This is a genomic window from Micromonospora sp. 050-3 (genome assembly GCF_046549335.1).
In the GTDB taxonomy this organism is placed as follows: Bacteria; Actinomycetota; Actinomycetes; order Mycobacteriales; family Micromonosporaceae; genus Micromonospora; species Micromonospora trifolii.
This window is the reverse complement of sequence record NZ_JAJPVX010000002.1, coordinates 1,098,600-1,122,535: the sequence shown is the minus strand read 5'-3', so window position 1 is coordinate 1,122,535 and position 23,936 is coordinate 1,098,600. Positions and strand designations below refer to the sequence as shown.

Below are 23,936 nucleotides of genomic sequence, written 5' to 3'. Positions count from 1 at the left end.
TAGCGACCCTTCAGCCAGTTCACTGCCTCGGAGCCCCATCCCCGCCGCCCAGACCCGCGCCGATCAGTGCGAGCGTACGAGCGGTGAGGCGTCCGTCACCCAGTCCCAACTCGACCACGTCGTAGAAGACCCGGTCGTCCCGACGGGCGGCCCGGACCGCTGCGTCCACCACCCGACGTCGCCGGGCCAGCCAGGCCGCGACCGAACTGTGCCGCAGGTGGGTGCCGAGGCGGCGACGCAACCCGTCGGCGTAGCGGCCAGCCGCGCCCTCGGGCGAACCGGCCGCCGCCGCCCCGGCGAGCGCGCCGGAGAGCAACGCGTAGAAGATCCCCTCCCCGGTGAACGGATTGATCAGTGACAGCGCGTCCCCGGCCAGCAGGGTGCGCCCTCGCCCCGGCGACGGCCGGTGGGTAGAGAGCGGCAGGTGATGCGCGCGCAACGCGGTCACAGTCGCCAGATCGGTCCCGGGCAGCAGCGCGGCCAGTCGGTCCAGCAGGTACGCGCGGCTCAGTGGCTCACCGCGCAGGACCTCCCCGTACCCGACGTTCGCCCGTCCGTCACCGATCGGAAACGACCAGGCGTATGCCGGCCAGCGCGCCTTCGAGGTGACGATGAGCTGCTCGGACGGGCCGGGCAGAGCCGGGGCGTACCCCCGGATGGCCAGCGCGAGATGCCGGTCGGGGTTCTGCGGATGGCCGAGCGCCCGACGCACCACCGAGCCGGCGCCGTCCGCGCCGATCACCACCCGGCCGGACACCTGCCCGTCGAGCACCACGCGATCGGCGCGCGGCTCGACCTGGCGCACTGTGTGCCGGCGCAGTTGCGCGCCGGCGGCCACCGCGGCCGCCACCAGCCGCGCGTCGAAGACCTCCCGGGGCACTGTGTACGCGGGTCGGGGTAGCGCCCGGGCCACCGCGCCGCCACCCGGCGAGATCATGCGTAACGCCGGCAGCGGGGCGTAACCCGCCACCGCCTCGGTCACCCCCAGCTCGGCGAGCACGTCCACCGAGTGCGCGGCGATCCCGTCACCACATGCCTTGTCCCGGGGAAAGTCGGCCCGGTCCAGCAGCAGCACGCTGGCACCGGCCCGGCGCGCCGTCAACGCGGCTGCCGCCCCGGCCGGCCCCGCCCCCACCACCACCACGTCGAACTCGTCGCCCACCGCGCGCCTCCCTCCGGCCGACGCGACTGCTCCTGCATCGCCCCGACGATCCACCTGCGCCGCCCACGCCGACCGTTGTGACCGACGCCACCCCGCCACCCCGCCATCCTGCCCCCTACCGGCTCGCGCGGGCCGCTCCCGCACAGCGCGCCGTCCGGCCCCACGCCGTCGATCATGGAGTTGTGGTGGGTCGCGCAAGCGGCAAACCGGAGTGCGCCGGGCACCACAACTCCATGATCGACACGGGTGGGGGTGGGGTGGGGTGGGGGTGGGGTGGGGGTCAGGCTGGGGTGGGGTCTTCGGCGCGGGCGGCGCGGCGTAGGCCGTGGAGGGCCAGGCCGGCCGCCGCTAGCAGGGGGGCGCCGTCGCGGATCAGGCCGTCCACGCCCAGCAGCCACCAGCACAGGGGCAGATCTATGGCGAGTACGGCGACCGTGACGACGACCAGCAGGCCACGCGCCCAGTCCTTGCCTCGCATCAGGAACGCGGTGCAGAACAGCACCGCGTAGCTGGCAGTGATGCCGGCACCGAACCAGAACAGCACCGCCGGCACCGCGGTCAGTCGACCATCCAGGATGGAACTCCCGGCCACCAGGGCCGGCACCAGCATCAACGGGCTGTAGGTGAAGGCCGCCACCCGGCTGGTCAACAACCAGGCGCTGGCCTGGGGTCGGCGTGGAGGGGTCTCCCGCCAGGAGATGCCGTCGGAGTCGATGACGAGGCGTGGACGGTGCCTGACCAGGTGCCCGGCCAACGCCGACGAGCGGTAGAGCAACCACACCACCGCGACGCAGAGCGCCGTGAGAATGGCGAAGCCGATCAGGCCGGGCAGTGGCGGCACCCCCTGCCGGGGCACGATGAGCCGGCCGACCGCGAAGATCGTGGTGACAGCGAGGATCAGCCCGAACGGGCGGGCCACCGTACGACCCCGTCGAACGTGCCCGATCAGCAGCAGGAAGCCGAACGAGCGCAGCATGGCCCACCCGGTCCGTACGGCCAGCCCGAAACCCTGCTCCGGGGCGTACCACCAGTTGAGCAGCTCGACCACGACGGTGGCCGCCGCCGTCGTCGCCAGCAAGGTGGTGAGCACCCGGACGGCGGACGGCCGCCGGACCTGGGTCTCGGCGGCCGTCCTCATGAAATCCGATGTTGCCCGCGAAAGGTCTCGTTCACACCTACCGCTGCGGTTGCGCGGCGTCGAGGCGGGCGCGCAGCGCGTCCAGCTCGGCCCAGAGCACGCCGGGCAGCTTGTCACCGAACTTCTCGAACCACTCGGTGATCATCGGCAGCTCGTTACGCCACTCGTCCGGGTCGACCTTCAGCGCGATCCGAACATCCTCCGGGGTCATGTCCAGGCCCTCGACGTCCAGGGCGTCCGGCGCGGGGACCATGCCGACCGGGGTCTCCACCGCGTCGGCAGTGCCCTCGAGTCGCTCGACGACCCACTTGAGCACCCGGGAGTTCTCCCCGAAGCCCGGCCAGAGGAACGAGCCGTCCGGGTCCTTGCGGAACCAGTTGACGTAGTAGATCTTCGGCAGCTTCGCCTCGTCGCCGTCGGCGCCCTTGCCCATCTCGATCCAGTGCCGGAAGTAGTCGCCGGCGTGGTAGCCGATGAACGGCAGCATCGCCATCGGGTCCCGCCGGACCACGCCGACGGCGCCGGACGCGGCGGCGGTGGTCTCCGAGGAGAGAGTGGCACCCATGTAGACGCCGTGCACCCAGTCGCGGGCCTCGGTCACCAGCGGGACGGTGTCCTTGCGGCGGCCGCCGAAGAGGATCGCGTCGATCGGCACGCCGTTCGGGTCGAAGTACTCGTCGGCGAGGATCGGGCACTGGGTGATCGGGGTGCAGAACCGGCTGTTGGCGTGCGAGGACAGGCTGTCGCTCTCCGGCGTCCAGTCGTTGCCCTTCCAGTCGATCAGGTGCGCCGGCGGCTCACCCATGCCCTCCCACCAGACGTCGCCGTCGTCGGTGAGGCCCACGTTGGTGAAGACGGAGTTGCCCCGGTCCAGGGTGCGCATGGCGTTGGCGTTGGTCTTCCAGTCGGTGCCGGGCGCGACGCCGAACAGGCCGTACTCGGGGTTGACCGCGTAGAGGCGGCCGTCCGGGCCGAACCGCATCCAGGCGATGTCGTCGCCGATGGTCTCGACCTTCCAGCCCGGAATCGTCGGCTCCACCATGGCGAGGTTGGTCTTGCCGCAGGCGGACGGGAACGCGCCGGCGATGTGGTAGACCCGACCCTCCGGGGAGGTGATCTTGAGGATCAGCATGTGCTCGGCGAGCCAGCCCTCGTCCCGGCCCATCACGCTGGCGATCCGCAGCGAGTAGCACTTCTTGCCCAGCAGCGAGTTGCCGCCGTAACCCGAGCCGTACGACCAGATCTCCCGGCTCTCCGGGAAGTGCGAGATGTACTTGGTGTCGTTGCAGGGCCAGGCGACATCCTGCTGGCCGGGGGCGAGCGGGGCGCCGATCGAGTGCAGCGCGTGCACGAAGTCCGCGTCGTTGCCCAGGGCCTCGAGGACCCGGGTGCCCATCCGCGTCATGATGCGCATCGAGGCGACCACGTACGGGCTGTCGGTGATCTCGACACCGAACATGGGGGACTCGGCCTCGACCGGGCCCATGACGAACGGGATGACGTACATGGTGCGACCGCGCATGGAGCCCCGGTACAAATCCGTCATCGTCCGCTTCATCTCGGCCGGCGCCATCCAGTTGTTGGTAGGGCCGGCGTCCGCCTCGTCGACGGAACAGATGTAGGTGCGCTCCTCGACCCGGGCGACATCCGTCGGGTCGGTGCGGGCGTAGAAAGAGTTGGGCTTCTTCTCGGGGTTGAGCCGGATCAGGGTGCCGGCCTCGACCAGCTCATCGGTGAGGCGGCGCCACTCCTCGTCGGACCCGTCCACCCAGACGACACGGTCGGGGGTGGTCAGTTCCGCGACCTCACGGACCCAGGCGAGCAGTTTCGGATGGGACGTCGGGGCCTGATCAATACCCCGCACAACAGCCGGAGCAACCATGACACATCTCCTTGTGGTCGACGCTGACCGATCTATGGGATGCACGAGACTCGGCGGCGCGATGCGTCGCCTTCGTGGAAACCTGGGATTGGCCTCAGCGTAAACCGGGCAGCCTTCCGAGTCAGTGGGACAGGTTGTGAAGAACTGCACAAGCTACGGCCTCGCTGCGGCATCACGAGCTGATACCCGCTTTCCCGCGCAGTTTCACGCAAATCTTGTTGTGCACCCCGGCGGACGCTTGTTGCGGTCGGGCCGTGGACGTGCCCCGCCGACCGGTGCGGGGATTCCCGTTCCGTGGCGGCTCAGTCCTCCCAATTGGCTACGCTCCGTGCAGTGGTCGCGCACACGGTGCTGGGCCCCTCCGGGAGACCACGCCCGCTTGCCGTTGCTACCCCTCCGACTGGCCGGCAGCCGGTAGGCTCCCTCCGTGGCCGCCACGATGACCGGGGAACAACCGGGTCCCCGGCAGACCCGCGGGGGTCTCGTCGGCATGCTTCTCGACCGCTTCGGTCACCTCATCCGCGAGATGAGCAAGTTCGCCACTGTGGGCGGCTTCGCCTTCCTCGTCGACTTCGCGCTCTTCAACTACATGACGAGCAAGCACGGCGTCGAGGAGCTGACGGCGAAGACGATCTCCACCGTGATCGCCGCGTCCGTCGCCTTCGTGGGCAACCGGTTCTGGACCTGGCGGCACCGCCAGCGCAACAACGCGGCCCGCGAGTACGCGCTCTTCTTCTTCTTCAACGCTGTCGGTCTCGGCATCACTGTGGCCTGCCTCGCGCTCAGCCGCTACGGGCTCGGCGCCATCTGGCCGGCGGTGTTCCAGACGCGCCTGGCGGACAACCTCGCCAGCTACATCGTCGGCACGGGGTTCGCCACGCTGTTCCGATTCTGGTCGTACCGGCGGTTCGTCTTCGTCGAAGCGGGAACCCCGACCGTTCCGCAGGTGAATCCCGACCGTGACCACGGGGCGTGACCTGCCGCCCATCTCGTTCGGCCGGTGATCGCCGGCCGCACCGACTGCCCTAAGGTGTTTCGCATGCGTCTTGTCCGCCTGCTGCCTGAGCGCTGGCAGAAGTTCATCCACGAGGCGCTCAAGTTCGGCATCGTCGGCGGCATCAACACCGTCATCAATTACGCGGTGTTCAATGCCCTTGCACTGACCGTTTTCGTCAATGGTCAGTTGAAGGCGACAGTGATCGCGACCATCGTCGCCACCATCACGTCGTACCTCATGAATCGGCACTGGACGTACCGCGATCGCCCGAAGTCAGCGCTTCGCCGGGAATATCTCCTTTTCTTCCTTTTCAACGGCGCTGGCCTGCTCATTGAACTGGGCGCCGTCGCGGCGGCCAAGTACGGCCTGGGCGTACACGGCCTGCTGGCGCTGAATCTGGCCAAGACCGTCGGCGTCATGCTGGCCACCCTGTTCCGGTTCTGGTCATACCGCACTTTCGTCTTCCAACCCGTCGCACCGGCCGAGGACGAGGCCGCGAAGCCCGAGTCCACCTGGCACGACATTCCGCGCGACGAGTGGGACACGATGGCGGAGATGGACCCGGTCGCCGAGTTGGCGGAATCCGTGTCCGAGCTGGAGGAGGCGGAGGCCGCACAACGCCTCGACTCCCCAAACGGCACACCCACTCAGGGTCGGCCCCCGCGGCTGAGCGTCAGCCCCGCCGTCGACCTGGACGCGGAACTTGCCGCGGAGCTGCACGTCAGCACCCGCCGCGCGCCCCGCCGGTGACGACGCCCGACGCCCGCTCCGGCACGGGGCGACCGGCCGAGCTGTTCTTCGAGGATCTCGTCCCGGGGCTCACCGTCGACCTGGGCGTGGTCACCGTGGACGCCGACGAGATGGTCGCCTTCGCCCGCCGCTTCGACCCGCAGTGGTACCACGTCGACCCCGACCTGGCCGCCGCGAGCCGACACGGCGGTCTGATCGCCAGCGGCTTCTACACCGTCAGCCTGTTCATGCGCGCGTACGTCGACCACCTGCTGTCCCGGGCCGCCGCGGACGCGTCCCCCGGCCTGGAGGAGCTGCGCTGGCTCGCGCCCGTGCGGGCCGGCGACCGGCTCGCGGTCCGGGTCGACGTGATGGGTGCCCGGCCGTCGACCGCCCGCCCCGGGCTCGGCACCGTGAGCCTCACCGGCACCATGCTGCGCCTCGGCCCGGACGACCGGCCCGAGCAGGAGGTGCTGCGGACCCGCTTCCGTGGCTGGTTCGCCGTGCGACCGGTCGAGGCCGACCCCGCCGAGGCCAAAGCCCCCGAAACCGAAGCCTCCGAAGCCGCGCCGACCGACGCGGACCAGCCCGCAGTCGACCAGCCCGACAGTGGCCCGACCGTAGCGGACCCGTCCACCGTCGGGTCGTCCGACGGCGACCCGACGGAGAGCAGCGACTCACCCGAGGCCCACCGACCCGACTGACCCACCCCCGACAGTGCGGCAGGGGCGGGTCCCCACCCGTCCGGTTCAGGTAGTGGTGTCGCGCAGCGGCTTGCCGTCCTGCATGTCGGCGAGCATGTCGCGCATCTCGCCATCGCCCAGCGAGTGCTTGTCGTGCTGTGCCTCGACCAACTCGTACAAGGTGGTCTGCACCTTGCCGACGTCCGGCACGTCGGCGAGCACCGACTGGCCGCGCTCACCGGCCGACTCGATGGTGAGCGTCCCGCAGCCGAGCAGGCGCTCGACGAAACGCTGGTTCATCGAGTGGTCGTTGACCCGGGCGAGCGGGAGGTCCCGCCGGTCCCGGGAGAACACACCCTGCTGGAGCAGGACTCGCTCGTTCGTGAACAGGTAGTGGGTGGTGCGCCAGACCAGGAACGGCCACAGGCCGAGCCAGAGCACCGCGACCAGGGCGATCGCCCCGATCACGGCCAGCGCGATCGAACCGCCGCCGCTCTCGGGCAACAGGAGCACGCCGACCACCACCGCGGCGATGGCCAGCACCAGCACCGCGATCGGCCGGATCAGCGCCTTCCAGTGCGGGTGCAGGTGCAGCACGACGTGCTCGTCCTCGGTGAGCACGTCTTCAGGAAACGCCACGGGAACCTCCAACGCGATTTTCTAGACGCGCAGACGGTAAACCCCCCAAGCCCCACCACAACATCCGCCGCGCGGGCCCACTCGGCTCTTCGTGATCTTGCCTGTCCTCAGCGGAGGTGCAGGACGTCGCCGGCGGCCAGGGTTCGGGCGCCGGTGGACGTGGTGACCATCAGTTGACCGTCCGGGTCCACACCGGTGGCGGTGCCGGTCAGGGAATCGCCGTTGGGGAGCAGGACGCGTACCTCACGGCCGATCGTCGCGCAGGCCGCCAGGTAGGCGTCGCGCAGGCCGCTGGCCACCGCGTCGCCGCCCGCCGAACGCCAACGGTCGTACCAGTCGGCGACCGCCCGCAGCAGCGCCCGCAGCAGCGGATCCCGATCGGTGGCCACCGCGCCGGCCAACTGGAGCGAGGTGGCCGGCAGCCCGGTCGGATTCACCGGCAGCTCGTCGGCGCGCAACGTCACGTTGAGCCCGACGCCCAGCACGATGGCCGGCGGTTGGTCCGGCGCGCGTCCGGGCACCGCCTCGGCCAGGACGCCCGCGCACTTCGCGTCGTCGATCAGCAGGTCGTTCGGCCACTTGAGGGTGGCCTCCAGCTCGGCCAGCCGGGCCACCGTCTCGACCAGCGCCACGCCGGCCAGCAACGGCAGCCACCCGTACCCCGTGGGTGTCGCCGGCAGCCAGCCGCGCTCCGGCACGGCCTCGCCGGGCCGCAGCAGCACGCTCGTCGCGATGCCGGCCCGCGCCGGCGACTGCCAGACCCGACCGCGCCGGCCCCGCCCCGCGGTCTGCCGCTCGGCGACCACCACCAGACCCTCGGGCTCGTCGGCCCGGGCGGCCTCGGCCACGTCGGCGTTTGTGGAGCCGGTCTCGGCACGCAGCTCCAGCCGGGCCCACGGCCCGTTCGGCGCGATCAACGCGCGGCGCAGCCGGGCCGCCGACAGCGGCGGCCGGTCCAGATCGGTGTACGGGGAGCCCGACATTCCGCCAGCCTACGGCGGTGCTCCGGCCGACACTGAGGCGTACTGCACAGCGGCACCCACCTGAACCATCGTTATATTCCCTGGGTGACTACCGAGACCGGGACCAACATCCACAGCACCGCGGGCAAGCTGGCGGACCTGGAGCGCCGGGTCGACGAGGCGGTGCACGCCGGGTCGGCTCGCGCCGTGGAGAAGCAGCACGCGCGCGGCAAGAAGACCGCCCGCGAGCGGATCGAGATGCTCCTCGACGAGGGCTCCTTCGTCGAACTCGACGAACTGGCCCGACACCGGTCCACGGCCTTCGGGCTGGAGCGGAACCGCCCGTACGGCGACGGCGTGGTCACCGGCTACGGCACGGTGGACGGCCGGCAGGTGTGCGTCTTCGCGCAGGACTTCACGGTCTTCGGTGGCTCGCTCGGCGAGGTCTTCGGCGAGAAGATCGTCAAGGTGATGGACCTGGCCATGAAGATCGGCTGCCCGGTGGTCGGCATCAACGACTCCGGCGGCGCGCGCATCCAGGAGGGCGTCGTCTCGCTCGGCCTCTATGGCGAGATCTTCTTCCGCAACGTGCGGGCCTCCGGCGTCATCCCGCAGATCTCACTGGTGATGGGGCCCTGTGCCGGCGGCGCGGTCTACTCCCCGGCGGTCACCGACTTCACCGTGATGGTCGACAAGACCTCACACATGTTCATCACCGGCCCGGACGTGATCAAGACGGTGACCGGCGAGGACGTCGGCATGGAGGAGCTGGGCGGCGCGCGTACGCACAACTCCCGCAGCGGCAACGCGCACTACCTCGCCAGCGACGAGGAGGACGCTGTCGACTACGTCAAGGCGCTGCTGTCGTACCTGCCGTCGAACAACCTCGACGAGCCGGTCGTCGTCGACGCCCCCGCCGAGCTGGCGATCAGCGACGAGGACCGGGAGTTGGACACCCTGATCCCGGACTCCGCCAACCAGCCGTACGACATGCACACCGTCCTCGAACACGTCCTCGACGACGGGGAGTTCCTGGAGGTCCAGCCGCTCTACGCGCAGAACATCGTGGTCGGCTACGGCCGGGTCGAGGGGCGACCGGTCGGTGTGGTGGCCAACCAGCCGATGCACTTCGCGGGCACCCTGGACATCGCCGCCTCGGAGAAGGCCGCCCGGTTCGTTCGCACCTGCGACGCGTTCAACATCCCGGTGCTGACCTTCGTGGACGTGCCCGGCTTCCTGCCCGGCACCGGTCAGGAGTGGGACGGCATCATCCGCCGGGGCGCCAAGCTCATCTACGCGTACGCCGAGGCGACCGTCCCCAAGGTCACCGTGATCACCCGCAAGGCGTACGGCGGGGCGTACGACGTGATGGGCTCCAAGCACCTCGGCGCGGACCTGAACTTCGCCTGGCCGACCGCGCAGATCGCGGTCATGGGCGCGCAGGGCGCTGTGAACATCCTCTACCGCTCCGAGCTGGCCGGCGCCGAGGACCCGGCGGCGGTCCGGGCGGAGAAGATCGCCGAGTACGAGGACACCCTGGCCAACCCGTACGTAGCCGCCGAGCGCGGGTACATCGACTCGGTGATCCCGCCGCACGAGACGCGCACCCAGATCGTCCGGGCGCTGCGCGTCCTGCGCACCAAGCGGGAGACCCTGCCGCCCAAGAAGCACGGCAACATCCCGCTCTGATCTCGCCGCTGCCTGCTGGCCCCGAGCCGGGGTCAGCAGGCTGGGTTGGCGGCGACGCACATTCGTCGGGCGGCGACAGCCGCCAGGCGGCGCAACTCCGGCTCAGTGCCGGTCTGTCCCAGACTGAGCACGGTGACCAGGTCGCCAACCCGGACCACGGCGGTGCTGGTCGGCTGACCCACGCCGTCAAGGGGTTCTCCGGTCTTCTGGTCCACGGCCTGCGAGACGGTGTGGCGCAGCAGTGCGGCCTCGTCACCGGCGAAGCCCCGCTGGACCACCGCCCAGCGATGCAACGCCGTCCCGGTGCCCGTGACTCCCCTCAACTCGTACGCCCCGACGCTGCGCCACTCTGCGCAGGGCGCCACCAACTGGTCGAGGCCGCCGAAGAACGAGTCGGCCTCCCCCGGCGTCAACCGGTACAGGTCCTGGCTGAGCAGCACGTCACCAGGGGCGGCCTCGACGCCAGCCACCGGGGTTTCCCGCAGCAGGGTCTGTGACCGCGACCAGCGAGACGTCGACCAGACCGGGGTGAGCCGCTGGCTCTTCCGGCAGTAGCCCAACATCGCCTGCACGATGATGGGCTCCCCGAACCCGGACTGGCTGAGCTCCACCCGCACCGGCTGGGCCAGGTCGGCCGCCTGCACCAGGGACTCCGTGGCGATCTCGCCACGGACAGGGGCGCTGGGGGATACCGAGGCGGCCGCCGGAACCGACGGCACCCCTCGACCGACTCCGCCGAGGGCGACGGCGGTGGCTGCCCCGGCCAGCGTCAGCACGACCGTCGCCGCCAGCGCGGCACGCCTGCTACGACGGCGGGCACGGGCGCGGATCTCCCCCGGCTCCGGCCATCGCACGTCCCGCAGGTCCCGCTGGATCTGTTCGACGAACGTCGGGTCGTCACGCATCGGTTGCCTCCTCCAGGTCAGAGACGGCGAGCAGACCGGCGAGCGCGGCACGCCCCCGGGAGAGTCGAGCCTTGACCGTGCCCACCGGGGCTGCGGTCTCCCGCGCCACGTCGGCGACCGGCATGCCCATCAGGTAGTACAGGGCGATAGCGACGCGTTGCTCCTCGGGCAGTCGACGCAGCGCGGCGACCACCTCGACGGTGTCGGTGCCCGGCCCGGGAACCGTCTCGGTAGCACCGTGCCGCAGGTACGCGCGGGCCCGGCTCCGCAGACTGCGCCACCGGCTGACCGCGATCCGGCTGGCCACCACCCGCAGCCACGCCTCCGGGTCGTCGTACCCGCTGACCGTCGACCAGCGCTGCCACGCCCGGATGTACGCCTCCTGCACGGCGTCCTGCGCCTCGCCCCGATCGCCGGTGAGGGCGTAGACGAACCCGAGGAGTCGTTGCCGACTCCCCCGGTAGAACTCGTCGAACCCGTCGACGTCCGGCACCCGCTACCTCCCCGTGTCGGTCGCTGGGAACACGCACCGGGCCGGGTCGTCGGTTGCCCCGATCAGGCGATCATCTTTTCCAGCTCGGTGAGCGGGAACGCGCCGGCCCCGATTCGCTCCCGGACCGCCCGGCGTACGGCCCGCTGCACGGCGACGTTGACCGGTGTCGGTACGCCGTGCAACCGGCCGAGCAGCGCGATCTCGCCGTTGAGGTGGTCGACCTCGGTCGAGCCGGTGCCCCGGGCCAGGCTCTGCCAGGTGGAGCCGCCGGAGCGGGCCTCGCCGTCGACCGGGCGCTGTCCGACCAGGTCACCGCGTTCGGCCTTTTCCTCGTCCGGTGAGGTGTGCCCGATGCCGGCGGCGGCGAGCGCGGCGATGCCCTCGGCGCGTACCCGCTCGACCAGCGCGTCCGGGATGTCCCGGCCGAGCAGCGCCTGCAGGCCGTTGCCGAGGTTGCTGAGCAGCTTGCCGTACTTCCAGCGCAACACGTCGGTGCGGACCGGGGCGACGAAGCCGGCGTCGGTCAGGTCGGCGGCGATAGCCCGGTCGGTGTCGTCGGCGCCCCCGGGGTACCGCCCGATGTGGAGCATCCCGGGATGCGGGTACCCGTTGGCGACCACCACACCCGGGTCGAGGTGGGTGGCCGGCAGCCAGACGCAGACCGGGTGCACGTCGGCGAAGAGCCGCAGCGCGGCCCGCTCGTTGGCCACCCCGTTCTGCGCTGTCACCAGCGGCAGACGTTCGCCCGCCGTGCCGCCGCCGACCACCGGCGCGTCCACCCAGGCGGCAAGCGCGCCGGCGGTGTCCTGCGACTTCACGGTGAGGATCAGCACGGTGTCCGCTGGCAGCGGCTGGTCGGTGGGCCGGTCCACCGCCGCGAGCCGGGCGGTGACCTCACCGTCGGGCTGCCGCAGGGTCAGACCCCGCGCGCGGATCGCGTCCAGGTGGGCACCGCGGGCCACCAGTGTCACGTCCCGGTCGGCGTCAGCCAGCCGTACGCCGATGGTCCCGCCTACCGCACCCGCCCCGATGATCACGTATCGCATTGCCTCATTCTGCCCGCCGCCGCCTCTCCCGCCGCCGATCATGGAGTTGTGGTGCCTGGCTGCGGGGGTATTGCGGCTTTCGCGGCCCACAACAACTCCTTGATCGACCGGGCGGAGGCGGGGTTAGAGCGTCAGGCCGGCGTCGCTGAGGAACGGGCCGGCGAGCAGGAGCGCACCGGCGATCAGCGCCGCCAGGTTGACGAGGGCGAAGACGCCAACCCAGAACAGCGGCGGGAACGGGGTGAGCCCGGCGAGTTGGTCGGCGTCGGAGGCGGGCATCCGGCCCCGCGAGCGCAACCGTTGCAGCTCGACCACCGGCCGCACCCCACCGAGCAGCAGAAACCACACCCCGGCGTACGCGAAGGCGGCCTGGACCTGCGGCGTCGCGTACCACGAGACGGCGAACACCAGCGCCCCGGTGATCAGCAACGACACCACGCCGAAGGCGTTGCGGATCATGACGAGCATGGCCAGCAGCAGCGCCACTGCCACCCAGAGCAGCAGGGTGATCCGGTTACCACCGAGCAGCCAGGCGCCGGCCAGCCCGACCAACGGCGGTGCGACATATCCGGCGAGCAGGGTGAGGATCATGCCCGGTCCGGTGGGGCGGCCGGCGGAGAGCGTCAGCCCGGACGTGTCCGAGTGCAACCGGATGCCGTGCAGCTTGCGGCCGGTGAGCAGGGCGACCAAGGCGTGCCCACCCTCGTGCGCGATGGTGATGGCGTTACGGGCGATCCGCCACGGCAGCCGGGTGGAGACCACCACCAGCGCGACGGCCCCGGTGATCAGCACCAGCAGCGCGGGCGGGTCCGGCTGCGCGCCGAACAACGTGTCCCACAGGTCGCCCAGCCCGTCGATCGACATCATGGGGCGCGAGCCTACCGGCGGCGTTCCGTGTCGCTCCCGAGGCACCGGCTCGTATCCTGTGAAACTGATCGGGTGGCGAGTGAAGCGGGAGGTGAGCGCGGATGAGTGCGGAACCCCTGGGACACCACGTCGGGCTCTGGACCGAGGCCGACTACTTCGCCCTGGGTGAAACCCCGGACCGGATCGAGCTGCTCGACGGGAGCCTGATCGTGAGCCCTGCCCCGAGCAAGCGGCACCAGTTGGTGTCGTGGGAACTCGTCTACAGCCTGCGTCGAGCGGTACGACCACAACCTCTCCTCGTCTTCGAGGCGGTCAACGTGCGGCTCGGGGTGGATCGGATCGTCATCCCCGATGTGGTCGTCGCGGACACCGACGACGAGGGCACGGCGGTAGAGGCCGCCGAGGTGGTGCTCGTCTGCGAGATCGTCTCGCCCGGGAACGCCGCTGCCGACCGGCTGGTCAAGATGCAGCTATACGCCATTGCGCGAATCCCCTGGTACCTGCTGGTCGAGCAGGATGGGGACGCTCACTCGTTGCGGCTGTTCCGGCTGGACGGTGAGCACTACGTCGAGGATCAGGTGGCCAAGCCCGGCGAGACGCTGAGCGTCGTCGAGCCGTTCCGCTGGCAGCTCGACCCGGCCACACTGCGCTGATCCGTCCGACCTCGGCCAGCGGTCCCGCTTGACGCGTCGATGAAGCTTTTTTCCGGTCACCCTTGTGATCTAGGGCACTTACCTCCAAAGATGAATGTCGATAGAGCGACGTCCTTGGAGGCACTCATGGCCCGTACCCGATCATCGCTGCGCCGCGCGCTCGCGGCCGGCCTCACCGTCCTCGCCACCGCGGCGGCGGCCCTGGTCGCGACCGCTGGACCGGCGGCCGCCGCCACCACACCCGGTGTCGACGTGTCCCGCTACCAGGGCACCATCAACTGGACCAGCGTCCGCAACGCGGGCATCCAGTTCGCCTTCATCAAGGCGACCGAGGGCACCAGCTACAAGGACCCGAACTTCAACGCCAACTACGTCAACTCGTACAACGCCGGGGTGATCCGCGGGGCGTACCACTTCGCCCGCCCGAACATCTCCGCCGGCTCGACCCAGGCCAACTACCTGGCCTCCAACGGCGGCGCCTGGTCCGCGGACAGCCGTACCCTGCCGGCCGCGCTGGACATCGAGGGCAACCCGTACAGCGGCGGCTACTGCTACGGGCTCAGCACGACCGGGATGCGCAACTGGGTGCAGGACTTCCTGAACACCTACCGCTCCCGCACCGGCCGGTACGCGGTCATCTACACCACCACGAGCTGGTGGAACCAGTGCACCGGCAGCTGGACCGGCCCCTGGGCGAACCACCCGCTCTGGCTGGCCCGCTGGTCGAGCACGCCTGGGGCCCTGCCGGCCGGCGCGTCGGTGTGGAGCTTCTGGCAGTACACCAGCACCGGCGCGGTCTCCGGGATCAGTGGCAACGTGGACCGCAACTACTGGAACGGCGACCGGAGCCGCCTGATCGCGTTGGCCAACAACACCTGACCGGGCCGTTGGCGGCAGCGGGATCGACGGTCGCCATCACTGTCGACAATCGGTCCGGCTGCCGCCGCACCACCGGGCACAGGTCAAGCCCGCCGCCGGCTCAGGGCCGGCACCACAGCATCCTCACGAGCCAGCGCGCCCCTGCGGGTCAACCGCCAGGCAGCCACGCCAAAGCCAGCAACGATCACGACGCCGAGCAGTGCGACGAGCACCGAAACCCCCGCGCTGACCAGCAGCAGGATCGCATCGCCGAGCGCGACGAGCATCCACAGTGCCAGCCGGGGCCGAGCGTCCCTCCGTCGGTAACCCATGTCGTGCCTCCTTCCGTCGTCGAAGGTCAATTACCCACGACGATGGCAGGTCATGCGAATGAGTTTCAGTCCTTGCGGTCGGGCACGAAGCCCTTGGCGATCCGGTCGAAGTTCGGCAGGTTGGCCTGCCAGTCCTTCTCCGCGATCTCCCACCGCAGGGCGTACCCCCGGTCCTTGGCCGTCACGAACCCCCGGTTACGGACGTGGATCCGGGTGTTGTCACGGGTCTCCAGCCACTCCCAGTCGCCGCAGACCTTCCAGAAGGTGCATTCCTCGATGCTGAGGTACTTGTATTCCTTGACGAGCCTTTTGCGGTTTGGCTCCTGCTCCCGCCAGTCCGCGACCGCATTTTTCTTCGGGGTGGGGGTCCACTGCACGAGCAGCTTCCCCGGCGCGTCGGACTGGTTGAAGACGACCGTGTTGCCGTTGACCTGGCTACGCACCCAACCGTCGGGCATCGGCAGGGCGAAGCCGGTCGGGTCCCGGTGCAGCTTCCAGCCCGCCGGCAGCGCGTTCGGGTCGACCGAGGGGGTGGCCGAGGCCGACGGGCTGGGCGCACCGCTGGTGGGCGCCGGCGGCGCGGCAGCGGAGGTCGGCGCGGGCACCGACGTCGCGGCGGCACCGGTCGGGTTGGCCTGCGGGGTCTTGTCGTCGTCCTTCGTCAGCATCGGCACGACCACCACGAGGCCGATCAGCAGCAGGGCGACCACGGCCCCGATCAGCAGGTTACGTCGGGTGTTGTTCGGCTTCGTGCCATCCGAGAGCGGCACCGCCGCACGACCGGCCGGACTCATCGGCGGCATGAGCGACGTCGGCGTGGTCGGCTTGCGCTGCTCCGGAGCCACCGGCGGACCATCGACAACAGTCGGCTCGTCGTCGACGTTCGTCGTACCGTCGCCGCTCGTGTCGGGCGCGGCCGTGACCTTCGCGGTCGGCTCGGCCTCGGACGGGTCGGCATCGGACGGACGGTCGATCGGGGCGGTCGGCTCGGCCGGCGCCGCTGCGGTCGGCTCGGCTGGCACGACCGCTGTCGGGTCGGCGACCGCACCGGAGGAAAAGACGGCCGTCGGTGTGGCATCGGCGGCGGGGGTCGCGGCGCCAGCAGAGGTGGCGGCGGAGGTGGTCGCGGCGGCGGACGGCGGCGGCGACACCGGCCGGTCGGCACTCTCGGCCGGTCGCGGTGCCGGCACCACCGGCAGGCGCGGCTCACGCGGACCGTTCGGCCCAGGCCGGCGTACGCCATCAAGCAGCGAGATTCCGCGCGACCGCTTGCCGCCGGCGCGGCGCAGCAACCGCTCCGCCACCTCGGCGGTGATCCGCTCGTTCGGGTCCTTGCGCAGCAGCCCGTTGAGCACGGCCTTGAGCGGACCGGCATTCTTCGGCGGCGGAATCGGCTCGGTGGCCAGCGCGGCAAGGGTGCCGATCGCCGACGGCCGGGCGTACGGCGACTTGCCCTCGACCGCCGCGTAGAGCGTCGCGCCCAGCGACCACAGGTCGGCCTCCGGCCCGGCCGAGCCGTCCCGAGCCCGCTCCGGCGAGATGTACGCGGGCGAGCCGAGCACCATGCCGGTGCGGGTCACGTTGGGGTCGCCGGGGATCGTGGCGAGACCGAAATCGGTCAGCACCACGCGGCCATCGTCGCCGAGCAACACGTTGCCGGGCTTCACGTCGCGGTGCATGACACCCGCCTTGTGCGCGGCGCTGAGCGCGCCCAGCACGCCCAGGCCGATCTCCACAGTTTGGGCCACCGAAACGGGGCCGTCCTCGGCGAGAGTGTCCTGCAACGACTTCGACGCCACGTACTCCATGACGATCCACGGATCGCCGTCGGTGCGCAGCACGTCGAAGATGCGGACGACGTTGGCGTGGTTGAGCCGGGCGATGGCCCGCGCCTCCCGCAACGAGCGCTCGCGCATCTCGCGGCGTTCCTCATCGGTGAGACCGGGCGGCGGCACCAACTCCTTGATGGCGACATCCCGATGCAGCACCTCGTCGCGCGCCTTCCACACCCGGCCCATGCCACCCTGGCCGAGCGGCGACAGAAGCCGGTATCGGTCAGCGACGAGTTGGGGAAGCGCGTTCGACATCGGTGAGACGGTACCCGGACCCGCTGACGCTCACACCGCCGGCACGCCACTGTGCGCTTCGAGTAACTTCGCGCCGCGTACCCTGGCGGCATGTCTGCCGAAGAGCCGCTGTTCCGGGTCGTCCGCGGCGTGCCCACCGCCGAGGAGTTGGCCGCTCTGGTGGGGGCGATCATCATCCGGTCCCGTCCGACCGCCGCCCCCGCGGAGGCGACCGCGTCCGCCTGGGCGCGCAGCGGTCGACCGGGCAACTCCCGTGGGTGGCGTGCCGGCGGCCTGCCCCGCTGACCCCGAGAACCGCCGTGTGGGGGCTGTCAGGGTGGCGTTGAGCCGTTAACCTCACTCAGGGAAACGGTGCCGTTACGGGTAGGGAGGATCCATGATCCCCGAAGAGGACCGGCCAGCACCCTGGCTACGCGGTTACGGCGGCATCGAAGCCGACATCAGCCAGCTCAGAGAGTTCGCCGACCGGCTCGCCGCGGAAGTCGAGAGCAACTACGCGCCGCACCTGTCGTACATCGCCGAAGACATGTCCGCGAAGCTGCCCAACCCGTGCGACGCCTTCATCGAGCTGGTCACGTTCCTGCACGCGCACCACGAGACGCAGCAGGCCACCGCCGACATGGTGTACGCCGTCCGAGGCGCCACCGGCCACCTGGCCGCCGCCGCCGACCAGGTCGCCACCCACTACGCCGACAGCGACGCCTTCACCGCCGCCCGCGTGGTCGACGTGCAGCGAGCCCTCGCCAACCCGGCCAGCGTCCTCCCCGGCGGCCCGACGCCGACCCTGACCGACCCGACCAGCCCCGACGCCGCAGGGCCGGTGGTGCTGCCATGATCGAACGGGGCACCGGCCGCACCTCCGGCCTCACCGACTGGCACCTCATGGACGTCAACAGCATGTGGGCCTGCCTGCAGGACCACGACACCGCCAACCACTGGAAACAGGTCGCCGGCTGGCGCAAGGTCTGCGACCTGGCGCAAATCCACCTCGGCCGCCTCCAGCAGTACCGACACGGACTCGCCGAGGCATGGCCCCCCGAAACCAGCGCCGCCTCCCGCACGTACCTCGCCGAACTCGACGAACTCATCGACAAGGTGCAGCGCACCCACGACGCCGCCGCCGCGAACTACACCGCGCTGTCCGCCGCAACCCAGGCCATCGGCACCACCCGCGCCGCACTCCGCAAGATCTACGAGGAGTACGCGACCAAGTTCCAGCAGAAGCAGGCGTACGAGTCGATGGTCGCCGACCCGAAAGCGGTGATGGGCAACCGGGCAGCCACGCCGCCTGTTGCTGACGGGGATCTGGAACGGCTCAACGTGCAGGCCCGATCCATGATGTTCAACCTGAGCGGCGAACTCCAACAAGCCCAAGCAACTCTCCAAAAACCACCCCCGCCACCACGTCGACCCGGCCATCAGCCAAATGATCCTGACGTTTATGACACGAGCGCGCAGATTCCGATCATCCCCCCGGTCGTCGCAGTGCCGATGGCACCAGCCCCGTCATCGCAAACTCCGAAGACAACTCCTGCAGGACCTGCCCCTGCCCTGACTTCCCCGAGCGTCGGGCCCGTACTGGGTGGAGTGGGTACGGCCTTAACGCCAAGCACGCCAAACCCAAGTCCAGCCGGGTTGGCGAGCCCTCCGCCTGCGTCCCCCGGCGCGCCCGTAGGCCCGCCGCCCGGCATCTCAATGCGGCCCGTTGGCGAGTTGGCCCCCCACGTACCACCAGGGTCAATTGGCAGGCCGCAGGCTGGGGCCGAAAGCCCTAGCCATCGATCGACGCCTCCCGTTTCCAATAAAGCCATGCCACCGGGAGGCATCATCGGAGGTCCACCATCAATCGGTTTGGGCCAGCCCGGGTCAGCGCCGAACTCGGCCCGCCGCGTCAACCCGATTGGCGGCGTGATTGGGGGTGGGGGTGCGGGCACAGGACCTAGCGGAGGAGCTGGTTCTCGACCTGGCGTGGGTCGCAGCTTTTCAGCGGCACAGAGCATCCCACCGATCGGCGGTGGCCCCGGCATAACGAGTCCCGGTTATATGCAGTCAAACCCTGCGCGGCCGAGCGCATGCAGACAGACCGATAACAGCTCACGCCACTGGGACCCCGATAACCCGTGGGAGATCGAAAAGGGGGTGACTCCGGTAGTCCGGCCACCCGACGACGAAGGACCCATTGATCCAGGCCCGGCTATCGGCTTCTCGCGGTAATGCTACTCATTACCCGAGCCATCCTGGTCACAATGGTCCTGCCAATCGCGGGCCTCGGGACGACCACGAAGGATCGCCCGCATCCGGTACACGGCACGGTAGGGCCCGACCAAGCCGAGCGCATTCGAGACGACCAGTGGCACCTTCGCTTCCTGAACGTCGCCCGTGCAAAGACGATCAGCCAGGGTGAGGGAGTAATTGTCGCGGTTCCGGACACCGGGGTCGATCCTCACCCGGACCTTAGGGAGAATCTACTCGAGGGCACAGACACCGTAGCGGGTGGCACGGGAGATGGTCAGCAGGACTCGAACAGCCACGGCACGAGCATGGCAGGGTTAATTGCGGCGCACGGCAGGGGCATAAGCTCAGGCGCACTCGGCATTGCACCTAAGTCTAAAATCCTCCCGATAAAGGCGGCTAGCGCGGACAATTTCGGCGAAGCCGATGACCTCGCTGCAGCCGTCGAATTTGCGATAGCCAACGGCGCTCAAATCATTAGCATCTCAAGCGGGGGCGCATCGACACCGCGCCTAGTCCGGGCAATCAAAAGCGCCCTCGCAGCAAACATCATAGTTGTGGCATCAGTGGGTAATTCACCCCACAGCCCAACTGCGTATCCGGCCAGCGAAGAGGGTGTCATCGCGGTCGGGGGTGTCGATCGCGCTGGACAACATGCTGCCATCTCGGTCACCGGCCCGAACATCGATGTGGTCGCTCCTGCGGTTGACATCTATAGCACCAGCTACGGCGGGAAATACTCGAAGGGAACTGGCACATCGAGCGCGACGGCGATCGTTGCGGGCGCGGCTGCGTTGATCAGGTCCAAGTACCCATACCTGCCGGCCCGAGAGGTAGCGCACCGACTCACGGCTACCGCCGTCGACAAGGGCCCTCCTGGGCGTGACGACGAGTACGGCTATGGAGTGATCGATCTTGTGGCGGCGCTGACGGCAGACGTACCGCCGCTCGGGTTTGAATCGGTGAGCGCTCCGGCCGGTGCTGGCCCGACCACGACGGCTGGCGCTCAGCCGGGTGACGAGAGCGATAGCGCGACCGCGCGTGGGCTGGCCACTCTCGGGGTGCTCGTGGCTGCCGGGGTTGGCTGGGCCGCGATAGCGCGGCGACGCCGGCGCGGCGATGATCCACCACCCAGAATCAGTCGCTGAACGATCAACTAAGCGGTGATCCACTCGACTTTCAGGAAATCGCGGTGTCCGGGGCGACGGGATAGCGCGTTTTTCTGAAAGTCGAGTGGATCAAGGCCGCCCGGACCGCCCGGCCGCCCGAGAACCGAGCCGCCGACCACCGGGCCACCGGACACCCGGCGGCCGGGTGGTGGGTGCTGGGCGGGGTGTCGGTCTTGGTGGGGGGATGGGCGGTAACGTCGGGGTGGTGTCTGAGACTTTGCCGCTCCGCCTCGTGCTCGCTTCGGCGAGCCCTGCCCGTCGTAAGTTGCTCCAGGCTGCTGGTATCGAGCCGGAGGTGCTGGTCAGCGGGGTGGACGAGTCCCTGGTGGTGACCGAGCGGGCCGAGGAGTTGTGTTTGGAGTTGGCTCGCCTGAAGGCGCAGGCGGTGTTGACCCGGCTCAACCCGACCGCCGATCAGCGGACGTTGGTGATCGGCTGTGACTCGGTGCTCGCCTTCGACGGGGAAATTCTCGGCAAGCCGGCGGATGCGGCCGACGCGACCCGGCGGTGGCTGCGTATGCGGGGGCACAGCGGCGTCCTGCACAGCGGGCACTGCCTGGTCGACGTTGCCGCAGGGCGGCGCGCGGAGGCGGTCGCGTCCACCACGGTCCACTTCGCTGACATCAGTGACGACGAGATCGCCGCTTACGTTGCCACCGGTGAGCCGCTTGCGGTGGCCGGCGCGTTCACGATCGACGGGCTGGGTGGGCCGTTCGTGGAACGGATCGAGGGTGACCCGGGGACTGTGGTCGGACTGTCGATGCCGCTGCTGCGCCGGCTCCTCGCCGAGCTGGATCTGCGGATCACCGACCTGTGGACGACTGTCGCGCCGGGCGGCCAAACTGTCGAGCCGCTCGGTAACGTCCGGTCATGACCACCAAGTCGATCCCGCTCACCAACGAGCTGCACGCCTATCTGGTCGCACACGGCTCCCCGCCGGACGAGATCATCCGTGACCTCGCCGAGGAGACCCGGTCGGTGCTGCCGGAGCACGCCACCATGCAGGTGGCTCCGGAGCAGGCCGCGTTCCTGACGTTCCTCACCCGGTTGCTCGGCGTGCGGCAGGCCGTCGAGGTCGGCACGTTCACCGGGCTCTCGTCGCTGGCGATCGCCCGCGGGTTGCCCGAGGGTGGGCGACTGACCTGCTTCGACATCTCGGAAGAGTTCACCGGTATCGCCCGGCGCTACTGGGCGCGGGCCGGAGTCCAGGATTCGATCGACCTGCGCATCGGCCCGGCCGCGGACGGGCTACGGGAGTTGCCCCACGAGCGGCACCTGGACTTCGCGTTCATCGACGCGGACAAGACCGGCTACCCGATCTACTGGGCGGAGCTGGTGCCCCGGATGCGTCCGGGTGGGGTGATCGCCGTCGACAACGTCTTGCGTGGTGGGCGGGTCATCGCCCCGCAGGACGCCAATGACCGGGCAATCGCCGCGTTCAACGACGAGGTTCTCGCGGACGTACGGGTGGACCCGGTGATGCTGCCGATCGCGGACGGCCTGACCCTCGCCCGGGTCCGCTGACCGTGGACAACCGCTGACCGTCGACAACCGCCGAACACTGATGGTGGGGTGTCCCCACCAGGGGACACCCCACCATGAAGGAACAGCTAAAGCCGGCGTCAGCGGACGCTGCGGGCGAACTGGCGGGCGGCCCAGTAGACGCCCAGCGCGGCGAGGACCGCGGTGATGCTGAGGCCCTGCCAGACCTTGTCGCTGCCCAGGTCACCGGCGAACAGTGCCCGGGTGCCGTCGACGGCCCAGGAGAACGGGTTCCAGTTGGCGATGCCCTGCAACCAGCCGGGTGCGAAGGTCAGCGGCAGCAGGATGCCGGAGAGCAGCAGCACCGGCTGCGCCACTGTGTTCATCAGCGGGGCCAGCGCGTCCTCGCTCTTGACCTTGAGGGCGACTCCGTAGGAGACGGCCGAGGTCATGAGGGCGATCAGGGCGAGCATCAGGTACGCCAGCAGCAGGTCCCCGATGAACACGCGCAGGTCGAAGATGAGCGCCAAGAGCGTGATGATGACTGCCTGCACCAGAAGCGAGACCACGTCGCGCAGCGAGCGCCCGAGCAGCAGGGCGAGCCGGCTGATCGGGGTGACCCGGGAGCGTTCGATGACGCCGGCTCGCAGCTCGGCGATCAGGCCGAAGCCCTGGAACAGGCCACCGAAGATGGCCAGCAGCACCAGCAGACCCGGTACGAAGATCTTGTAGGCGGCCGCCTGGGTGGGCGCGTTCAGTGCGGGCTTGAGCAGCGGGGCGAAGAGCAGCAGGTACATGACCGGCTGGAACACGCCGACGAAGACCCAGACCGGGTTGCGTAGCAGGAGTTGGATCTGGCGCTGAAAGATCAGCCACGTGTCACGGGCGAATTTCATGAGAGTCGTCTCCGGTGGTCAGGACTCGCGCAGCGAGCGGCCGGTCTTGGTGAGGAAGACGTCGTCCAGGCTGGGTCGGTGCAGCTCGATCGAGCGCAGCTCCAGCCCGGCGTGGTCGAGTCGGCGCAGCACCTGCGGGATGGCGGTGGCGCCCTCGTCGACGTAGAGGCGCAGGCCGCCCTCGTCGACCGTCTCCAGCTTGTTGACGTACGGCTCGCCGTCGAGCGTCTGGGCGGCCTGCGGGGTGGCGGCCAGGTCGAGGCCGACCAGCACCACGTCGCCGGAGATCTCCCGCTTGAGCTCGGTTGGCGTGCCCTCGGCCACCACCTCGCCGTTGTCCATGATCGCGATCCGGTCGCAGAGCGCGTCGGCCTCGTCCAGGTAGTGCGTGGTGATGAAGACGGTCATCCCGTCGGCGCGGAGCCGCCGGATCTCGTCCCACATGTGGGCGCGGCTCTGCGGGTCGAGGCCGGTGGTCGGCTCGTCCAGGAAGACGATTTTCGGCTCGTGGATGATGCCGAGGGCGATCTCCACCCGGCGACGCTGGCCGCCGGAGTAGGTCTTGCACTTGCGGTCGGCGTACTCGGTGAGCTGGAAGGCGTCCAGGGCGCGGGCGGCGCGCCGTTGCGCGTCGGCCTTGCTGATGCCGTACATCCGGGCGTGCAGCACCAGTTCCTCGCGGGCGGTGGACTCGTCCCAGGTGCTGCCGCCCTGCGGGACGTACCCGATGCGGCGGCGCACCTCGGCCGGGTCCTTGCGCAGGTCGGCGCCCGCGATGGTGGCCTCGCCGCCGTCCGGCTCGATCAGCGTGGCGAGCATCCGCAGCGTGGTGGTCTTGCCGGCGCCGTTCGGGCCAAGAAAGCCGAAGATCTCGCCCTTGGCAACGTCAAGGTCGACGCCCCGCACGGCGTCCACCGTCTTCGTCTCTCGACCCGCGCGGGAGCGGAACGACTTCCGCAGCCCCCTGGTCTCGATCATTTCTGCTCCTGGTCGTTCGGGCCGGTCAGGCCGGCCGTCGAGTGGGACGACGCCGGA

At 69.9% G+C, this 23,936-nt stretch carries 25 protein-coding genes; 12 read left to right on the top strand and 13 right to left on the bottom strand.

The genetic code is table 11. The annotated features are described in order from the left end of the window. Positions 1-19: 19 nt before the first annotated feature. The 3 genes from ACLJOK_RS20235 to ACLJOK_RS20225 all read right to left on the bottom strand — a co-directional run bounded on the left by ACLJOK_RS20235 (position 20) and on the right by ACLJOK_RS20225 (position 4,182). Entirely contained in the window at positions 20-1,216 is a 1,197-nt protein-coding gene (locus tag ACLJOK_RS20235; protein ID WP_410820285.1) for a geranylgeranyl reductase family protein, read from the bottom strand. Positions 1,217-1,442: 226 nt separating this feature from the next. Beyond that, positions 1,443-2,300 (bottom strand): hypothetical protein, encoded by an 858-nt coding sequence (locus ACLJOK_RS20230; RefSeq protein ID WP_410820284.1) that lies wholly within the window; start codon positions 2,298-2,300, stop codon positions 1,443-1,445. Between the two features lie 37 nt (positions 2,301-2,337). Then, on the bottom strand, positions 2,338-4,182 hold the full coding sequence (locus ACLJOK_RS20225; RefSeq protein WP_410820283.1) for a phosphoenolpyruvate carboxykinase (GTP): 1,845 nt from the start codon (positions 4,180-4,182) through the stop codon (positions 2,338-2,340). Positions 4,183-4,621: 439 nt separating this feature from the next. On the opposite strand from ACLJOK_RS20225, the gene ACLJOK_RS20220 reads away from it, so the two are divergent. From ACLJOK_RS20220 to ACLJOK_RS20210, 3 genes are all read left to right on the top strand, one after another. Next, a complete protein-coding gene (locus tag ACLJOK_RS20220; protein ID WP_410821546.1) occupies positions 4,622-5,158 on the top strand; it encodes a GtrA family protein in 537 nt (178 codons plus the stop codon). A gap of 63 nt (positions 5,159-5,221) precedes the next feature. Further along, positions 5,222-5,929 carry a GtrA family protein gene (locus ACLJOK_RS20215; protein ID WP_410821545.1) on the top strand — a complete coding sequence of 236 codons (708 nt, stop codon included), beginning with the start codon at positions 5,222-5,224 and terminating at the stop codon, positions 5,927-5,929. Beyond that, on the top strand, positions 5,926-6,612 hold the full coding sequence (locus tag ACLJOK_RS20210; protein ID WP_410820282.1) for a MaoC/PaaZ C-terminal domain-containing protein: 687 nt from the start codon (positions 5,926-5,928) through the stop codon (positions 6,610-6,612). Before ACLJOK_RS20215 ends, ACLJOK_RS20210 begins: the two co-directional genes overlap by 4 nt. Before the next feature lie 45 nt (positions 6,613-6,657). Here ACLJOK_RS20210 and ACLJOK_RS20205 read toward each other — a convergent pair whose 3' ends face one another. Next, the gene (locus tag ACLJOK_RS20205; RefSeq protein ID WP_210784420.1) at positions 6,658-7,230 is read right to left on the bottom strand and encodes a PH domain-containing protein; all 573 of its coding nucleotides are present in this window, start codon (positions 7,228-7,230) and stop codon (positions 6,658-6,660) included. 107 nt (positions 7,231-7,337) lie between these two features. After that, the gene (locus ACLJOK_RS20200) at positions 7,338-8,213 is read right to left on the bottom strand and encodes a biotin--[acetyl-CoA-carboxylase] ligase (protein WP_410820281.1); all 876 of its coding nucleotides are present in this window, start codon (positions 8,211-8,213) and stop codon (positions 7,338-7,340) included. Between the two features lie 84 nt (positions 8,214-8,297). On the opposite strand from ACLJOK_RS20200, the gene ACLJOK_RS20195 reads away from it, so the two are divergent. Further along, positions 8,298-9,881, top strand: coding sequence for an acyl-CoA carboxylase subunit beta (locus ACLJOK_RS20195; protein WP_410820280.1), 1,584 nt, complete (start codon positions 8,298-8,300; stop codon positions 9,879-9,881). A gap of 32 nt (positions 9,882-9,913) precedes the next feature. Here ACLJOK_RS20195 and ACLJOK_RS20190 read toward each other — a convergent pair whose 3' ends face one another. The 4 genes from ACLJOK_RS20190 to ACLJOK_RS20175 form a co-directional block, all read right to left on the bottom strand. Further along, a complete protein-coding gene (locus tag ACLJOK_RS20190) occupies positions 9,914-10,786 on the bottom strand; it encodes a hypothetical protein (RefSeq protein WP_410820279.1) in 873 nt (290 codons plus the stop codon). Beyond that, positions 10,779-11,279 carry a SigE family RNA polymerase sigma factor gene (locus ACLJOK_RS20185; protein WP_410820278.1) on the bottom strand — a complete coding sequence of 167 codons (501 nt, stop codon included), beginning with the start codon at positions 11,277-11,279 and terminating at the stop codon, positions 10,779-10,781. The genes ACLJOK_RS20190 and ACLJOK_RS20185 overlap by 8 nt, the downstream gene beginning before the upstream one ends. 62 nt (positions 11,280-11,341) lie before the next feature. Beyond that, positions 11,342-12,325: a ketopantoate reductase family protein gene (locus tag ACLJOK_RS20180; RefSeq protein ID WP_410820277.1), complete on the bottom strand. Its 984-nt coding sequence runs from the start codon at positions 12,323-12,325 to the stop codon at positions 11,342-11,344. 123 nt (positions 12,326-12,448) lie between these two features. After that, a complete protein-coding gene (locus tag ACLJOK_RS20175) occupies positions 12,449-13,192 on the bottom strand; it encodes a M50 family metallopeptidase (RefSeq protein WP_410820276.1) in 744 nt (247 codons plus the stop codon). Positions 13,193-13,293: 101 nt separating this feature from the next. Here ACLJOK_RS20175 and ACLJOK_RS20170 point away from each other — a divergent pair, with 101 nt between their 5' ends. Then, a complete protein-coding gene (locus ACLJOK_RS20170) occupies positions 13,294-13,845 on the top strand; it encodes a Uma2 family endonuclease (protein WP_410820275.1) in 552 nt (183 codons plus the stop codon). A 126-nt stretch (positions 13,846-13,971) separates the two neighbouring features. Beyond that, the gene (locus ACLJOK_RS20165) at positions 13,972-14,724 is read left to right on the top strand and encodes a GH25 family lysozyme (RefSeq protein WP_406059614.1); all 753 of its coding nucleotides are present in this window, start codon (positions 13,972-13,974) and stop codon (positions 14,722-14,724) included. 83 nt (positions 14,725-14,807) lie between these two features. Here the strand turns inward: ACLJOK_RS20165 and ACLJOK_RS20160 are convergent, their stop codons facing one another. Beyond that, complete coding sequence (locus tag ACLJOK_RS20160) at positions 14,808-15,035, bottom strand: hypothetical protein (RefSeq protein ID WP_387380307.1); 228 nt, start codon at positions 15,033-15,035, stop codon at positions 14,808-14,810. Between the two features lie 65 nt (positions 15,036-15,100). Continuing rightward, positions 15,101-17,122 (bottom strand): protein kinase domain-containing protein, encoded by a 2,022-nt coding sequence (locus ACLJOK_RS20155; RefSeq protein ID WP_410820274.1) that lies wholly within the window; start codon positions 17,120-17,122, stop codon positions 15,101-15,103. A gap of 90 nt (positions 17,123-17,212) precedes the next feature. Here ACLJOK_RS20155 and ACLJOK_RS20150 point away from each other — a divergent pair, with 90 nt between their 5' ends. From ACLJOK_RS20150 to ACLJOK_RS20125, 6 genes are all read left to right on the top strand, one after another. Beyond that, positions 17,213-17,407, top strand: a complete 195-nt coding sequence (locus ACLJOK_RS20150) for an acyl-CoA carboxylase subunit epsilon (protein ID WP_410820273.1) — start codon at positions 17,213-17,215, stop codon at positions 17,405-17,407. 91 nt (positions 17,408-17,498) lie between these two features. Next, positions 17,499-17,957, top strand: a complete 459-nt coding sequence (locus ACLJOK_RS20145; protein ID WP_091394404.1) for a hypothetical protein — start codon at positions 17,499-17,501, stop codon at positions 17,955-17,957. Then, the gene (locus ACLJOK_RS20140; RefSeq protein WP_410820272.1) at positions 17,954-19,336 is read left to right on the top strand and encodes a hypothetical protein; all 1,383 of its coding nucleotides are present in this window, start codon (positions 17,954-17,956) and stop codon (positions 19,334-19,336) included. Before ACLJOK_RS20145 ends, ACLJOK_RS20140 begins: the two co-directional genes overlap by 4 nt. A gap of 32 nt (positions 19,337-19,368) precedes the next feature. Beyond that, positions 19,369-20,502 carry a S8 family serine peptidase gene (locus tag ACLJOK_RS20135; RefSeq protein ID WP_410820271.1) on the top strand — a complete coding sequence of 378 codons (1,134 nt, stop codon included), beginning with the start codon at positions 19,369-19,371 and terminating at the stop codon, positions 20,500-20,502. A 226-nt stretch (positions 20,503-20,728) separates the two neighbouring features. Then, positions 20,729-21,397: a Maf family protein gene (locus ACLJOK_RS20130; protein WP_410820270.1), complete on the top strand. Its 669-nt coding sequence runs from the start codon at positions 20,729-20,731 to the stop codon at positions 21,395-21,397. Further along, a complete protein-coding gene (locus tag ACLJOK_RS20125) occupies positions 21,394-22,047 on the top strand; it encodes an O-methyltransferase (RefSeq protein ID WP_410820269.1) in 654 nt (217 codons plus the stop codon). The genes ACLJOK_RS20130 and ACLJOK_RS20125 overlap by 4 nt, the downstream gene beginning before the upstream one ends. A gap of 98 nt (positions 22,048-22,145) precedes the next feature. Here ACLJOK_RS20125 and ACLJOK_RS20120 read toward each other — a convergent pair whose 3' ends face one another. Then, positions 22,146-22,901 (bottom strand): ABC transporter permease, encoded by a 756-nt coding sequence (locus ACLJOK_RS20120; protein ID WP_124823257.1) that lies wholly within the window; start codon positions 22,899-22,901, stop codon positions 22,146-22,148. Positions 22,902-22,919: 18 nt separating this feature from the next. Further along, on the bottom strand, positions 22,920-23,879 hold the full coding sequence (locus ACLJOK_RS20115; protein ID WP_112601935.1) for an ATP-binding cassette domain-containing protein: 960 nt from the start codon (positions 23,877-23,879) through the stop codon (positions 22,920-22,922). Positions 23,880-23,936 lie beyond the last annotated feature (57 nt).